Genomic DNA, 13593 nt, shown 5'->3' on the forward strand with positions numbered 1-13593 from the left:
CGGCAGGGCGCACAGCTTAGCGCCTGCCGCGCCCACGCGAACCCGGCGCTGGCGGCGTGCCTATGGCTTGGCCGGCAGACCCAGCTCCTGCGCGAAGAACGTCAGCATCAACGCCGTGTTGCCGACGCGCTGGGAAAACGGCGCGCCGATGCCGTGGCCGGCGTCCATGCGGGTGAGCAGCAGCACCGGCAGCCCCGAGCTGGTGGCGCCCTGCAGCGCGGCGGCGAACTTGCGCGACTGCCACGGCGACACGCGCGGGTCGTTCGCGCCGGTGGTCATCAGCACGGCGGGATAGGCGATGTGCGGCTTGACGTTCTGCAGCGGCGAGTACGCCAGCGTGGCCTTGAACTGCGCGGGGTCGGCCACCGTGCCGTACTCGGGCACGTTGTAGGCGCCATTGGCGGATTCGGTCTCGTGGCGGATCACGTCGTAGATGCCCACCATGCTCACCACTGCACGGTAATCGCCGGGATGCTGCACCAGTGCGGCGCCCATCAGCAGGCCGCCGTTGCTGCCGCCGAGGATGCCGAGGTGGCTGCGGTCGGTCCAGTGCGCGTCGACCAGCGCCAGCGCGGCGGCGTGGAAATCGTCGAACACGTTCTGCTTGTGCAGCTTCTGGCCCTGCGCATGCCACAGCTCGCCGTTCTCGTTGCCGCCGCGGATGTTGGCGAAGGCCAGCACGCCGCCGCGCTCCAGCCATGCCAGCTCGGGGCCGACGAAGTGCGGCACCACGGGCAGGTCGTAGCCGCCGTAGCTGTAGAGGATGGCGGGACGCGCGCCGTCCGGCGTCACGCCCTTCATCGCCAACACGGTGACCGGGATCTTCGTGCCGTCCTTCGAGATGCCGTCGATGCGGTAGGTCGCCACGTCCGAGTAATCGGCGGCGGGCTTCACCTCGAACACGGTCTCGAGCGTGCCGGCCCTGGCGTCGTACTCCGCCCAGCGCGAGGGCAACGTCCAGCCGCCGTAGCCGATCAGCGCGTGATCCTGCCCCCGCTCGGCGGCGATGCCCTCGACGCCGATGCCATGCGCGGGCAACGGCAGGCGACGCACGAACTTGGCGGCGTGGTCGTACTGCTCCACCCACCAGTCCGGTCCCCAGCTGCGCACCACCAGGAAACCGTCGGCGACCGGCGCCACGCCCTGCAGCGCGCCTTCGCGCTGGCCAAGCACCTCGTGCGCCTCGCCGTCCGCGTCCACCGCGAGCAGCTTGCCGCGCGGCGCGCCAGCGAAACTGGCGACGTAGAGCTGCCGGCCCACCCAGCCGGCGAAGCGCACGTCGGCCTGGTCGCCCAGCGCCTTCTTCCACTGCGAACCTTCGCGCAGCCACACCTCGGCCGGGCCGCCGTCGCCCGCGTTCGCCAGCACGGCGAGCTGCTTCGCGTCGTGCGAACCCAGCAGGCGGTATTCGGCCACCCTGGAGAAATCCCGGCCGAACACCACCCCGTCCTTCGCCGCCGCGTCGCCCAGTACGTGATGCACCAGCGCGGCGTTGAACTGCACCACCTCCCTGCCCGCGGGCGGCGGCGGGAAGCGCACGTAGGTGAAACCCTTCTCGTCGGCATCCCAGGCCAGGCCCTGCGGCGTGGTGCCGCCGCCGGCCCAGGGCAGGGCATCGGGCAAGATCTTGCCGTTGGCGACGTCGAGCACGTGGAGGGTGGTGAGCTCGCTGCCGCCTTCGGCGGTGCCGTAGGCGAGGTAGCGGCCACTGGGCGAGGGCCAGTAGCCGGTGATCGCGGTGTTGCCGCCGCCGGCGTTGAGATCCACCAGCACGCGCGGCATGCCATGCGGCCACGGCTGCGCGATCAGTTGCGGCTGCGGCTGCGGCGGCGTTTCCTGCAGGTAGAACAGCGTGCCGCCGGCCAGCAGCGGCGAGGAGCGCGTGACGGAGGTGATCGCCAGCTGTTGCACCCGCGCACTCAGCGCCTTGCCGTCCGGCATCGCGCCCAGCGCATAGTCGGTGTAGCGGTTCTGCGCGGCGATCCACTGCTGCACCGCCGGCGCGTTGCCGTCTTCCAGCCAGCGGTACGGATCGGCCACCCGCACGCCGTGCAGCACGCTGGCGTCGTCGCGTTGCGGCGAGGCGGGCGGCTGCGCGACGTGGTCGCCGATCAGCGACACGTCGTCGTGCGCCTGTACGGGAGTCTGCCGGGCCGCGACGGCACTGGCCGCGAGGCCGGCGGCAAGCGCAAGGGAAAGGACGAGGACGGGACGCATGCAGCTTCTCCGGCAAGTCGATCGGCCTCCGAGCGTACTCCCGCACCCGCCGCACGGCGCACCTGACTTCCGGCACTGGGGCGGCCGCGCGTGCCGCGGACTCGTTTATGCTGATTTCTTTTGCCGCAAGGAACACGCATGCGCCGCCTGCTGCTCGCCAGCCTGATCGCCCTCGCCACGCTGCCCGCCGCCGCCATCGCGGCGACGCCGGCTGCCGGATCGCTGGACCTGGAAACCATCATGGCCAGCCCCGACTGGATCGGCCACGCGGTGGAGAATCCGTACTGGAGCGTGGACGGCCGCAGCCTGTACTACGCGCTGAAGCGCGATGGCGACAGCGTGCGCGACCTCTATCGCGTGGACGCGAACGGCGGCACGGGCAGCAGGCTGGACCCCGCCGCGATGGCGCAGGCCGACGGCCCTGCGGTGTTCGATCGCAACCATGCCCATGCGGCCATCCTGCTGCACGGCGACGTGTTCCTCGTCGATCTCGCCAGCGGCCGCCGCACCCAGGTGACGCGTTCGCCGCAACCCGAATCCGCGCCGCAGTTCAGCGCCGACGGCCGCGCGCTGCAATTCCGCGACGGCAACGACTGGTACAGCTACGACCTCGCCAGCGGCGTCACCGCGCCCGCCGCCATCCTGAAGTTCGCCGACGATCCGCAGGCGAGCGAACCCGACGCGCTGGAGCGCCAGCAACTCGACACCTTCAGCACGCTGCGCGAGATCAAGGCCGACCGCGATGCGCACCGCGCGCAACAGCAGGCGCTGGCCGCCGCCGATGCCGGCCGCGCGCCGCAGCCGTTCTGGCTGGGCGACCGGATCAAGGCCGTGGATACCGAACTGTCGCCCGACGGCCGCTGGATGCTGCTGGTCACCGCGCCCGCGCACCACGGCGACGGCAAGTCGCCCGACGTGATCCATTACGTCACCGACTCCGGCTACACCGAGGCGGAGCCGGCACGCACCTACGTGGGCCGCAACGATCCCGCGCCGCAGTCGCTGCTGCTGCTCGACCTCGCCGCGCACAAGGCCTGGCCGCTCAAGACCGACAACCTGCCCGGCATCAAGGACGACCCGCTGAAGGCGATCCGCGCGCAAACCGTGGCCGCGCTGCAGAAGGCCGGCCACGACGACGAAGCCAGGGCGTTGAAGGCGCCGGACGTGCGTCCAGTGACCATCGCCAGCGATGGCAGCGGCGGCGGCATCGTGTGGAACGACGACGGCAGCCAGGCCGCGGTGCAACTGCGCGCCATCGACAACAAGGACCGCTGGATCGCCAGCATCGACTTCAGCGGCCACGCGCTGGTGCCGCAGGACCGCCTGCACGACAACGCGTGGATCAACTGGAGCTTCAACGACTTCGGCTGGCTCAGGGACGGCCGTACGCTGTGGTACCTGAGCGAGGCCGACGGCTGGTCGCGCCTCTACGCGAAGCCGCTGGGCGGTGTCGCGAAGGCGCTCACCGGCAACGGCAGGTTCGAAGTCAGCCAGCCGCAGCTCAGCCCGGATGGCAAGTGGTTCTACCTGCTGGCGAACAAGCCCGCTCCGTACAGCTACGACGTGTACCGCGTGCCGTCGAACGGCGGCGAACTCGCCCGCGTGACGCAGTACGAAGGCGTGGACGGCTTCACGCTCTCGCCCGACGGCAGCCGGCTCGCCGTGCTGCATTCCGCGCCCTACGTGCTGAGCCAGCTCGCCGTGCAGCCCGCCGGCGGCGGCACGCCGCGCGAACTCACCGACACCATGAAGAGCAGCTTCGCCGCGCACCCGTGGATCCAGCCGCAGTTCGTCGCCGTGCCCTCATCGCACGGCGCCGGCGTGGTCTACGCCAAGTACTACGGCCCCGCCAACGAAACCGATGCGGCCGCTTCGCGCCCCGCGGTGATCTTCGTGCACGGCGCGGGCTACCTGCAGGACGTGTCCAAGCAGGCGACCTACTACGTGCATGAGCAGATGTTCCAGAACCTGCTGGTGCAGCAGGGCTACGTGGTGCTGGACATGGATTACCGCGGCTCCGCCGGCTACGGCCGCGACTGGCGCGACGCGATCTACCGCAACATGGGTCATCCGGAACTGGAGGACCTGCTCGACGGCAAGGCGTGGCTGGTCAAGCAGCACGGCGTCGATCCCAAGCGCGTGGGCATCTACGGCGGCAGCTACGGCGGTTTCATGACCGAGATGGCGCTGCTGCGCGCGCCGGGTGAATTCGCGGCCGGTGCCGCGCTGCGTCCGCCGGCGGACTGGGTCAGCTACAACCACGAGTACACCTCGAACATCCTCAACGACCCGCAGCTCGACCCCGAGGCGTACAAGGCCAGTTCGCCGATCGAATACGCGAAGAACCTGCGCGACCCGCTGCTGATCGAACACGGCCTGATCGACGACAACGTGATGGCCAGCGACTCGATCCGCCTGTACCAGCGTTTCGTCGAGCTGCACAAGAACAACTTCTGGATCTCGCTGTACCCGCTGGAACGCCACGACTTCAAGCACGCGGACGACTGGTACGACGAGTACCGGCGCATCGACGAGCTGTTCAACACCTACGTGAAGCCGGTCAAGGCAGCGCCCGGGAACTGAGCGCGCGATCGGCGCGCCTGGCCCACCGACCTTTCGTTCGACCTCGAGGAGGAATCACATGCACAAGCGAATTTGCACCATCGGCTTCCTGGCGCTTTCCTTCGTATCCGGTTCCGTCGCCGCGGCCACGCCATCGAATCGGCCCGCCAGCGCCGCCTCGATCGACGAACTGCTGCAAGTGATGCAGGTACACAAGCTGCTGGATCTTGTGACTGCACAGGTGGTTGCGCAGGAAGACGGGAGATTCCGCCGCGCCGCCATGCAGATGACGAACGGGCGATCACCCGATGCCGGCGAGCAGGGGATCATCGATGCCCAGGCCGCGAAGATGGACGGGTTGCTGAAGCAGCAGATGTCGTGGGACTCGATGCAGCCGATCTACGTCGATCTCTACAGCAAGCATTTCACGCAGCGGGAGATCGACGACGCGCTTGCCTTCTACCGGTCGCCCTCGGGACAGGCCATGGTTACGAAAATGCCGGCGGTGATGGCGCAGGCCACGCAACTCAGGCAGGCCAGGATGGCTTCTTATGCGCCACAGTCGCAGAAGATATTCCAGGACACGAAAGCGCAGATCACCGCCTACGAGGCGAGCAAGCAAAAAGCAGCCACGGGGAACGCGGCAGGCAAGGGGCAGTAAAGCAAGCGGGGCTGTCGCCGCCCGGCGCCAGCCCCGTTCAAGCCCCCAGGTTCCTCGCCAGCATGTAAACCGCCACCGCAATCACGGCGAACGCGAATACCAGGTTGAGCGCGCCGCGCGTGCGCGCCAGCCGCTGCGCGAGGCGCGCGCCCAGCCAGCCGCCACCGATGCCGCCCGCCACGAACAGCCCCGCCACGCGCCACTCGACCAGGCCGGAGGCGGCGTAATTGATCGCCGTGGTGGAGGCGAACGCCCCCACCGCGACCAGCGAGCTGCCGATGGCGGCGATGATCTCCATGCCGCTGGCGAAGATCAGGCCCGGCACGATCAGGAAGCCGCCGCCGATGCCGAAGAAACCGGACAGCGTGCCCGCACCGAAGCCGGTGGCGGCAAGGCGGGGAAACAGCCGCGGCTTCGGATAATTGCCGTCCCCGCCGTTGCGCCGGCCGCGCAGCATCAGCGTCGCCACCACCAGCATCAGCACGGCGAACAGCGCGAGCAGGTGGTGGCCGTCCACGCGCTTGCCCAGCGTGGAGCCGGCGAACGCGCCCAGCACGCCGGTCGCGGCAAACGTGAGCGCGGCGGGCCAGCGCACATGGCCGACGCGCGCGTGCGGCACGAGGTTGATGAAGGCGTTCGCCGCTACCGCCACCGCGCTGGTGCCGATGGCGAGGTGCGGATCGCGCAGGCTCACCACGTACAGCAGCATCGGCGTGGCGAGGATGGAACCGCCGCCGCCGATCAGCGCCAGCGAGAAGCCGACCAGCGAGCCGCAGGCCAGCGCCAGCAGGTCGGCCAGCATCAGCGCGCCGCGTCCGCCGCGCGGTGCAACACCGCGGGGTTCAATGCATAGCCGGCATCGGCGACGATGCGTTCGATGCTGGCGGCATCCAGCGTGTCGGCCATCGCCAGCGCCCACAGGTGGATGGAGCGCGTGCCCGTGCGGCAGAACGCCAGCACCGGCGCGGGCAGCGTGCGCAGCGCATCGGCAAACGCGGCCACGTCGGCGTCGCGCCATTGCCCGGAGACGATGGGCACGTCACGCCACGCGAGGCCGTGCGTGGCCGCAATCCGCGCGAGCTCGGCGCTGGCGGGCTGGTCCGGCGCTTCGCCATCGGGGCGATTGCAGACCAGGCTGCGCCAGCCTTGCGCAGCCAGCGCGGCGATGTCATCCGCGTCGAGTTGCCCGGCCACGCCGAACGCGGGCGTGAGGCGATGCACCGGCGTGCTCACTTCGCCGCCCCGCTGCCGAGCAGGTGGCCGTTCACCGTGGTGCCGTACAGCGACATCGGCGTGTCGTGATACTTCGCGCGCGTGGCGGCGACGTCGCCGGCATAGCGCGGATCCTGCGGACGCTCGTGGGCGTCCATGTACATCGCCACGTCCCACGCGTCCTGGTCGCTGAGCGTACCGCCGCGGCTGAGCGGCATGTTGGCCTTGATGAAGGCGGCGGCGTTGTCCAGCTCGTGCATGCCCGCGCCCCAGTTGAAGGATTGCGGCCCCCACAGCGGCGGGAACACGTTGCGACCATTCACTTGTTGTCCTTGGCCATCGTCACCGTGGCACAGCGCACAGTCCTTCGCGTACACCGCGGCGCCGCGCGCGTAGTCGGTCGGCTGCGGCGGCTTGAAGCCCTGCTTGGGATAACCCGCGCCGGCCAGCTTCACGCCGTTCGGCGCGCCCTTGCTCATCCACCACGCGTAGCTTTCCAGTGCCACGATGACGTCGCTGTCCAGCGGCGGCGCCTTGCCGTTCATGCTGAAGCGGAAGCAGCCCTGCAGGCGTTCGCCGAAGCTGTTCACGCGGCCGTTCTTCTTGCGGTACTGCGGGTACATGCCCCAGGCGCCCCATAGCGGCGCGGAGTTCGCCAGGCGACCCGCGTCGAGGTGGCAATTGCTGCAGCTGAGGCCGTTGCCCACGTAGTCGTGCGCTTGCGTAGGCGTGTCGGTGAAGATCGCGCGGCCGAGGCGGATCTCGTCGCCCAGCGGGCCGGCGGGGATGTCGGCTTCGGCCGGTGGCGTGAAGCCGGGCGGGGCCTTGTTCTTCGTCGGCGCGCTGGCGGCAGCCGCGGGCTTCGCGGCAGCGGGCGTTTCCGTGGCCGGATGCGAGCATGCCGCCAGCATCAATGCACCGAGCAAGGCGATGGGCAGCGATTTCATGGCGCGCTCCCTTTGGCCGGCAGCGGTTGCGCGGCGAACCAGCCGGCCACGGCGTCGATCTCCTGCGGCGTGAGCTGCTGCGCGACGTGCCGCATAAGTTGCAGCGGATCGTTGTGGCGCGCGCCCTGCTGCCACGCGCGCAACTGCGCCGCGATGTAGGCGGCGGGCTGGCCGGCCAGCGGCGGGAAGTTCGCGCCCACGCCCACGCCGCCGGGCGCGTGGCATTGCGTGCAGGCGGGCAGCCCGCGGCTCCAGTCGCCATGCGTGGCGAGCCGTTCGCCGCCGGCATCGGGCCTGGCTGCCGCAGGATGCGCGGGCAAGGGCAGGGCGCTGTAGTACTTCGCCAGCGCGGCGCGTTCGTCTTCGCTGAGTGCGCTGGCGTTCGGCTGCATCACCGGATTCGCACGGCTGCCGTTGGCGAAGTCGTCAAGCTGCTTTTGCAGGTAGGCGGCATCGAGTCCGGCCAGCCGCGGATAGCCGTTGATCGCCATGCCGCCGCCGTCGACGCCATGGCAGGCCATGCAGGGCGCAGCGCCCTTGCCGTTGCCTTGCCGGGTGATCACCGCGGCATCGGTGGCGTTGGCAGCGAACGGAATCAGCGTGAGCACCAGCAGGAGCGCTGCAAGCGACAACCTTGTCTCCCCTCTCCCGCTTGCGGGAGACGGGTTGGGGGAGAGGGCACGCACTTGCCTCGACATTTCGCGCTGCCCGCACGCCCGCTCCCGCCCTGACTCGCGCCAGCCCTGCCGCTCGCCCCTGCGGGGCCAGCTTCGCTGTTCCGCAGGCGCATCCTGCGCCTGCAGGTCGGGCACCCTCTCCCGCATGCTGGAGAGGGGATGACTGGCCGGCTGTCGTTTGCGCATGGTTCGCGAGCCTCACTTCGGCGACTGGAAGCCGTACTTGCGGTAGATCGCCTGTGCCACCGGGCCTTGCATGAACTCGTAGAAAGCCTTCGCCGCCTGCGGGTGCGGTGCGGCCTTCAGGCGCGCCACGGTGTAGATGCCGACGGCGTTCTGCGCCGCGGGGATCGCCACGGTTTCCACCGGGTGGTGCAGGATCTGCTGCTGGAAATACGCCTCGGTCGACCACACCGGCGCCGCGTCCGACTCGCCCTGCAGCACACGCAGCGGCGATTGCCGATGGTGGATGGTGGTGAGGAAGGTGCTGCCGTCCTGCACCTTGGTGACCATGATGGCGTGGTCCAGCGCGTCGCCGCCGGCTTTGCGGTAACCGTCCTCGATCTGCTTCGCGATGCCTTCCCAGGCCGGGTTCGGCATGCTCACGCGCACGTCGGGACGGCCGAGGTCCTTGAACCCCTCGATGTGCTTCGGGTTGCCTTTCGCCACCAGGATCGCCAGCGGATTGCGCGCGTAGTCGGCGCTGGCGGCGAACCAGCCGTGCTGTTGCTGCAGCCGATCGACCGCGCCCTTGCCGGCCGTATAGACGTCCGGTTTCAGCGCCAGGCGCAGGTTGCCCATCACCAGCACGCCGCTGTCGATCTGCTTGGCGAGGATGCCGGGCGGCAGGGTCTCCACGAACACGCGCTGGTACTCGGGATGCGCCTGCCTGAACGCGGCGACCAGGTCGTGCACCACCATGAACTGGTTGCCGGCGAAGAACACGGTGAGCTGCGGATCGACCACGTCGCCGTGCAGGTCGGCGATGGCGTCGAACGGCGGCACGCTGAACTGCATGCCTGCGGGGGGTGGGTTCCACGGGGGCAGGTAGTCGGATTGGGTCTGGGTGGCGGCCTGGGTGGTGGCGCAGGTTGCAGCCAGCACGAGGGCAGCCATCCACGGGTACTTGTGCTTCATCGGTATTCCCCAAAGCAACAGCAGAGCAAGAGCGCATGCCTATGCTTGAAAAGTGCATCCTGCACTTTTCAAGCTCGCCGAGTCCGGCTAAGCCGGACTCGGCTCCGTTCGGGCAGGCGCGTGCCGCGCCTGCCCGACGTCGGGCCATCCATGGCCCGGCTGATGCCCCTTACAGGGGCATCAGCGCATAGCCCTGCTGCTGCAGTCCGGTGATCGTGGTGAGCGCGGACAGCGCCACCTCCACATCCTGCGCCACCCAGGCGTCCTCGAAATGGTTCTCGGCCACCGCCTGCCCGCACACCGCGAGCGTGATGCCCGCCTTGCGCAACTGCGCGATCGCAGCCAGGTTGGGGTTGGCCACGCCGAACTTCGCGCGGTAGTGCGCGTCATCCAGCACCAGCGCGGTGGCCGGGCCGTAGGCGATGGCGACGAACTTCAGGTGGGCCAGCGGCACGCCCGAGGCGGCGTACAGGTTCACCGTGCGCGCCACGCGCTCGAGTGCCGGGTTGACCTGGTCGGGCTTGTCGCTGGCCCGGGTCATCGCGAACACCACCTTGTAGGTGGCGTTGCGGTCCGGCAGGAAGGCCGCGTGCGGCACCGGATGGAACGCTCCGGCCGCCGTGATGACGGGCGCCGGGTTGTCGGCCGCCATCGCGGCGGCAGGCAGCAGGCTGAGTACGAGCAGACCGGAAAGCAGCAGGCGGGACATGGCGACCTCGGTTCGTGGCGGCGCGGATGCGCGTCGCCGCATGCTAGGCCGGCCCGCGGCGATAAGCCAAGGCGGTTTTGATGATGGTGGCGATAAACCTGCCTGATGGTTGAATTTTGCCGCAACAAAATTGGCCACAAACATATTTGCCTTGACAAATATTCCCAAGGCAATAGAATGCGCGGCTGTGAACACTCATTCGACCTCTACTTCCACTCCCCGTGAAAGCCTCGGCGTGCTGCTGGGCCTCGTGCGCACCGAGCTGGTGCGAGCCATGGAGGCGGAAATCGCCACCAAGGGCCTGGATCTGAAATTCACCCAGTTCCTGATACTGAAGCGGCTCGCCCTGCTGGGGCCGATGAGCGCCACGGAGCTGGCCCGCGCAGTGGAACTGGATGGCGGCGCGATGACCCGCCAGCTCGACCAGCTCGAGCGCAAGGGCTACCTGCGCCGCTGCCCGCACGAACAGGACCGGCGCGCGCTGCGCATCGAACTGACCGCCGAGGGCAACGCGCTGTGGCAACAGCTCACCAGCTGCAACGATCGTGTATTGACCTCGGCGCAGGCTTCGCTGGCGGCAGACGAGCGCGCGCACCTGCACGACTACCTGGAGCGGGTGCTGCACGCGCTCCGCAACAGAAACTGACTTTCCAACGAGACCGAAAGCTCATGCGTCTGCACCTCCTTGCGGCAGCGGTCGGGTTGACCCTCGTGCTGGCCGGTTGCGCCAGCAGCGGCGACCTGCACACCGACGGCACGCCGATCGCCCCATCTTCGCTGCAGGCCACGCAAAGCCTGGCGGGCGTGCCGGCCAACGCGACCTGGCCCGCCGCCGACTGGTGGACCGGCCTCGGCGATCCGCAGCTCGACGCGCTGATCACCGAAGCGCTGGCCGACAACCCCTCGCTGGCCGTGGCCGATGCCCGCGCGCACCAGGCGCAGGCTGTGGCGGGTGTGGCCAATGCCGCGCGCCAGCCCACCTTCAACGTGGGCGGCAGCGTGGCCGAAGCGCGCATCCCCACCACCCTGCCGGGCCTGGGCAACGGCCACCTGACGCCGGCCAGCTATGTGTATGGCAGCTTCAACTGGGACATCGACCTGTGGGGCGGCAAGCGCGCCGCCTGGGAAGCAGCGGTGGGCCAGGCACGCGCCGCCGAAGTCGAGGCCCGCGCCGCGCGCGTGGAACTCTCCAGCAACGTGGCCCGTGCCTACGTGCAGCTGGGCTACGCCTACACCCAGCAGGACCTGGCCAAGGCCGAGCTGCAACGCGCCGATGCCGCGCGCAAGCTCACCGCGCAACGCGTGGCCGCCGGCATCGACAACCAGATGCAGCTGAAGCAGGGCGACGCCGAAGTGGCGAGCGCACAGGAGCAGCTGGCGGTGGCCGGTCGTGCGATCGATGCCGCGCAGTCGGCGCTGTCGGTGTTGCTGGGCAAGGGTCCGGACCGCGGCCGCGAGATCGGCCGCCCGCAGCTGTTGTCGCCCGCCGAACTCGCCGTGCCAGCCAACCTGCCGGTGGACCTGGTGGGGCATCGCGCCGACCTGGTCGCCGCGCGCTGGCGCGTGGAAGCCGCCGGCAAGGACATCAAGGCTGCGAAAACCACCTTCCTGCCCAACCTCAACCTGGGCGCAATGGTCGGCCTGATCTCGATGGGACAAGCCAGCATGTTCCAGTTGCCGGCACGCTTCTACGACGTGGCCCCGGCGGTGAGCCTGCCGGTGTTCGACGGCGGTCGCCTGCGCGCGAACCTGTCCGGCAAGGACGCGCAGTACGACCTCGCCGTGGCGCAGTACAACCAGACCCTGGTGCGCGCGATCAACGACGTCGCCGACGATGTCGATGCGCTGCAGTCGCTGCAGCAGCAGGCCGAGGCGCAGGAGCGCGCGCTGGCCGCCGCGAAGGACGCCGAGCAGCTCGCCGAGCAGCGCTACCAGGCCGGCGTGGGCAGCTACCTGGAGACGCTCACGGTGCGCCAGCAACTGCTCGTCGCCGAGCAGCGCATGGCCAGCCTGAAGGCACAGCAAAGCGACCAGTCCGTGCAGCTGATCCTCGCGCTCGGCGGCGGCTACCGCCCCGGCGCGGAGCAGACGCCGCCGGTATCGAACACTCCCGATTCCCCCGCATCCGAACAGCATCACTGAGGCAGATCCATGTCCAGCCAGAATCCCACCGCGGCCGCAGCGCCGCAGAACAACAAGCGCGGTTTCCTGCTCCGCGCGCTCGCCGCGGTCGTGGTGCTTGCCGCGATCGCCTGGGCCGTGTGGTACTTCCTCGACGGCCGCTGGTACGAAGGCACGGACGACGCCTACGTCAGTGGCAACGTGGTGCAGATCACGCCGCAGATTCCCGGCACCGTGGTCACCATCGGCGCCGACGATGGCGATCTGGTGAAGCAGGGCGACGTGCTGGTGAAGCTCGACAAGTCCAACGCCGATGTCGCGCTGGCCAGCGCCAAGGCCAACCTCGCCGCCACCGTGCGCAAGGTGCGCGGCCTGTACAGCGCGGTCAGTGGCGCCGAGGCCAGTGTGGCGGTGCAGAAGGTGGCGGTGCAGAAGGCGCAGGCCGATTACGACCGCCGCGTGGCGCTGGCGAAGACCGGCGCGATCTCCGCCGAGGAACTGTCGCACGTGCGCGATGCGCTGACCGCCGCGCAGAGCGCGCTGGTCACCGCCCAGCAGCAGTACCAGACCAACAAGGTGTTGGTCGACGACACCGTGGTCGCTTCGCATCCCGACGTGCAGGCCGCCGCCGCGCAACTGCGCTCCGCCTACCTCGACGACCTGCGCACCACCATCGTCGCGCCGGTGACCGGCTATGTGGCGATGCGCTCGGTGCAGCTGGGCCAGCGCATCGCGCCGGGCGCGCCGCTGATGGCGGTGGTGCCGCTGCACCAGGTGTGGATCGACGCCAACTTCAAGGAAACCCAGCTCACCCACATGCGCATCGGCCAGTCGGTGGAGATCACCTCCGACGTATACGGCAGCGCGGTGAAGTACGACGGCAAGGTGGAAAGCCTGGGCATCGGCACCGGCAGCGCGTTCTCGCTGCTGCCAGCGCAGAACGCCACCGGCAACTGGATCAAGATCGTGCAGCGCATCCCGGCGCGCGTGGTGTTCGCCGATCCGGCCCAGCTGGACAAGCACCCGCTGCGCATCGGCATGTCGCTGGACGTGGAGGTGAACCTGCACGACCAGAACGGCCCGATGCTGGCGCAGCAGCCGCCGACGCAACCGGCCTTCAGCACCGACGTGTACGAGCAGCAGGCGGCCAAGGCCGACGCGCTGATCGGCGAGATCATCCACGCCAACATGGCAGGTGGCGGCAAATAACGAAACAAGCCCCGCTCCCGCTCGCGGGAGAGGGGTTGGGGAGAGGGCGCTCTTGCAAGCGCGCGAAAAGCCGAACCCTCTCCCGCCCTTCGGGCACCCTCTCCCGCAAGCGGGCGAGGGCAATACCGGATCACCGACCGA

The 13593-nt window shown here is 69.3% G+C and carries 12 protein-coding genes; 5 read left to right on the forward strand and 7 right to left on the reverse strand.

Translation table 11 applies throughout. The features are described 5' to 3' along the window. Positions 1 to 60: 60 nt before the first annotated feature. Complete coding sequence (locus IHE47_RS16770) at positions 61 to 2217, reverse strand: prolyl oligopeptidase family serine peptidase (protein ID WP_192107970.1); 2157 nt, start codon at positions 2215 to 2217, stop codon at positions 61 to 63. Between the two features lie 138 nt (positions 2218 to 2355). On the opposite strand from IHE47_RS16770, the gene IHE47_RS16775 reads away from it, so the two are divergent. Both IHE47_RS16775 and IHE47_RS16780 read left to right on the forward strand, forming a co-directional pair. Next, positions 2356 to 4800 carry a prolyl oligopeptidase family serine peptidase gene (locus IHE47_RS16775; RefSeq protein WP_192107972.1) on the forward strand — a complete coding sequence of 815 codons (2445 nt, stop codon included), beginning with the start codon at positions 2356 to 2358 and terminating at the stop codon, positions 4798 to 4800. 58 nt (positions 4801 to 4858) lie between these two features. Further along, positions 4859 to 5440, forward strand: coding sequence for a DUF2059 domain-containing protein (locus IHE47_RS16780; RefSeq protein WP_192107974.1), 582 nt, complete (start codon positions 4859 to 4861; stop codon positions 5438 to 5440). Positions 5441 to 5477: 37 nt separating this feature from the next. Here IHE47_RS16780 and IHE47_RS16785 read toward each other — a convergent pair whose 3' ends face one another. The 6 genes from IHE47_RS16785 to IHE47_RS16810 all read right to left on the reverse strand — a co-directional run bounded on the left by IHE47_RS16785 (position 5478) and on the right by IHE47_RS16810 (position 10122). Then, positions 5478 to 6242, reverse strand: coding sequence for a sulfite exporter TauE/SafE family protein (locus IHE47_RS16785; protein WP_192107976.1), 765 nt, complete (start codon positions 6240 to 6242; stop codon positions 5478 to 5480). After that, positions 6242 to 6673, reverse strand: coding sequence for a TIGR01244 family sulfur transferase (locus IHE47_RS16790; RefSeq protein ID WP_343227501.1), 432 nt, complete (start codon positions 6671 to 6673; stop codon positions 6242 to 6244). Before IHE47_RS16790 ends, IHE47_RS16785 begins: the two co-directional genes overlap by 1 nt. Then, positions 6670 to 7599 (reverse strand): c-type cytochrome, encoded by a 930-nt coding sequence (locus IHE47_RS16795; protein WP_192107978.1) that lies wholly within the window; start codon positions 7597 to 7599, stop codon positions 6670 to 6672. The genes IHE47_RS16790 and IHE47_RS16795 overlap by 4 nt, the downstream gene beginning before the upstream one ends. After that, on the reverse strand, positions 7596 to 8231 hold the full coding sequence (locus tag IHE47_RS16800; RefSeq protein ID WP_225562035.1) for a c-type cytochrome: 636 nt from the start codon (positions 8229 to 8231) through the stop codon (positions 7596 to 7598). Before IHE47_RS16800 ends, IHE47_RS16795 begins: the two co-directional genes overlap by 4 nt. Before the next feature lie 243 nt (positions 8232 to 8474). After that, positions 8475 to 9413 carry a substrate-binding domain-containing protein gene (locus tag IHE47_RS16805; protein WP_192107982.1) on the reverse strand — a complete coding sequence of 313 codons (939 nt, stop codon included), beginning with the start codon at positions 9411 to 9413 and terminating at the stop codon, positions 8475 to 8477. Between the two features lie 169 nt (positions 9414 to 9582). After that, positions 9583 to 10122: a DsrE family protein gene (locus tag IHE47_RS16810; protein WP_192107984.1), complete on the reverse strand. Its 540-nt coding sequence runs from the start codon at positions 10120 to 10122 to the stop codon at positions 9583 to 9585. A 187-nt stretch (positions 10123 to 10309) separates the two neighbouring features. Between IHE47_RS16810 and IHE47_RS16815 the strand changes: the two genes are divergently transcribed. The 3 genes from IHE47_RS16815 to IHE47_RS16825 are packed head-to-tail and all read left to right on the forward strand — an operon-like array spanning position 10310 to position 13452. Continuing rightward, positions 10310 to 10768 (forward strand): MarR family transcriptional regulator, encoded by a 459-nt coding sequence (locus IHE47_RS16815; protein ID WP_192107987.1) that lies wholly within the window; start codon positions 10310 to 10312, stop codon positions 10766 to 10768. A gap of 23 nt (positions 10769 to 10791) precedes the next feature. After that, positions 10792 to 12264 (forward strand): efflux transporter outer membrane subunit, encoded by a 1473-nt coding sequence (locus IHE47_RS16820; protein ID WP_192107989.1) that lies wholly within the window; start codon positions 10792 to 10794, stop codon positions 12262 to 12264. 9 nt (positions 12265 to 12273) lie between these two features. Then, entirely contained in the window at positions 12274 to 13452 is a 1179-nt protein-coding gene (locus IHE47_RS16825; RefSeq protein WP_192107990.1) for an HlyD family efflux transporter periplasmic adaptor subunit, read from the forward strand. Positions 13453 to 13593 lie beyond the last annotated feature (141 nt).

The sequence above is a fragment of the Rhodanobacter sp. DHB23 genome (assembly GCF_014842975.1).
Lineage (GTDB): Bacteria > Pseudomonadota > Gammaproteobacteria > Xanthomonadales > Rhodanobacteraceae > Rhodanobacter_A.

What these genes read in the sequence shown, in the direction of transcription:
- IHE47_RS16820 (WP_192107989.1), top strand. Translation starts at nt 10,792, where the DNA reads ATGCGTCTGCACCTCCTTGCGGCAGCGGTCGGGTTGACCCTCGTGCTG.
- IHE47_RS16805 (WP_192107982.1), bottom strand. Translation starts at nt 9,413, where the DNA reads ATGAAGCACAAGTACCCGTGGATGGCTGCCCTCGTGCTGGCTGCAACC.
- IHE47_RS16780 (WP_192107974.1), top strand. Translation starts at nt 4,859, where the DNA reads ATGCACAAGCGAATTTGCACCATCGGCTTCCTGGCGCTTTCCTTCGTA.
- IHE47_RS16795 (WP_192107978.1), bottom strand. Translation starts at nt 7,599, where the DNA reads ATGAAATCGCTGCCCATCGCCTTGCTCGGTGCATTGATGCTGGCGGCA.
- IHE47_RS16810 (WP_192107984.1), bottom strand. Translation starts at nt 10,122, where the DNA reads ATGTCCCGCCTGCTGCTTTCCGGTCTGCTCGTACTCAGCCTGCTGCCT.
- IHE47_RS16785 (WP_192107976.1), bottom strand. Translation starts at nt 6,242, where the DNA reads ATGCTGGCCGACCTGCTGGCGCTGGCCTGCGGCTCGCTGGTCGGCTTC.
- IHE47_RS16825 (WP_192107990.1), top strand. Translation starts at nt 12,274, where the DNA reads ATGTCCAGCCAGAATCCCACCGCGGCCGCAGCGCCGCAGAACAACAAG.
- IHE47_RS16775 (WP_192107972.1), top strand. Translation starts at nt 2,356, where the DNA reads ATGCGCCGCCTGCTGCTCGCCAGCCTGATCGCCCTCGCCACGCTGCCC.
- IHE47_RS16770 (WP_192107970.1), bottom strand. Translation starts at nt 2,217, where the DNA reads ATGCGTCCCGTCCTCGTCCTTTCCCTTGCGCTTGCCGCCGGCCTCGCG.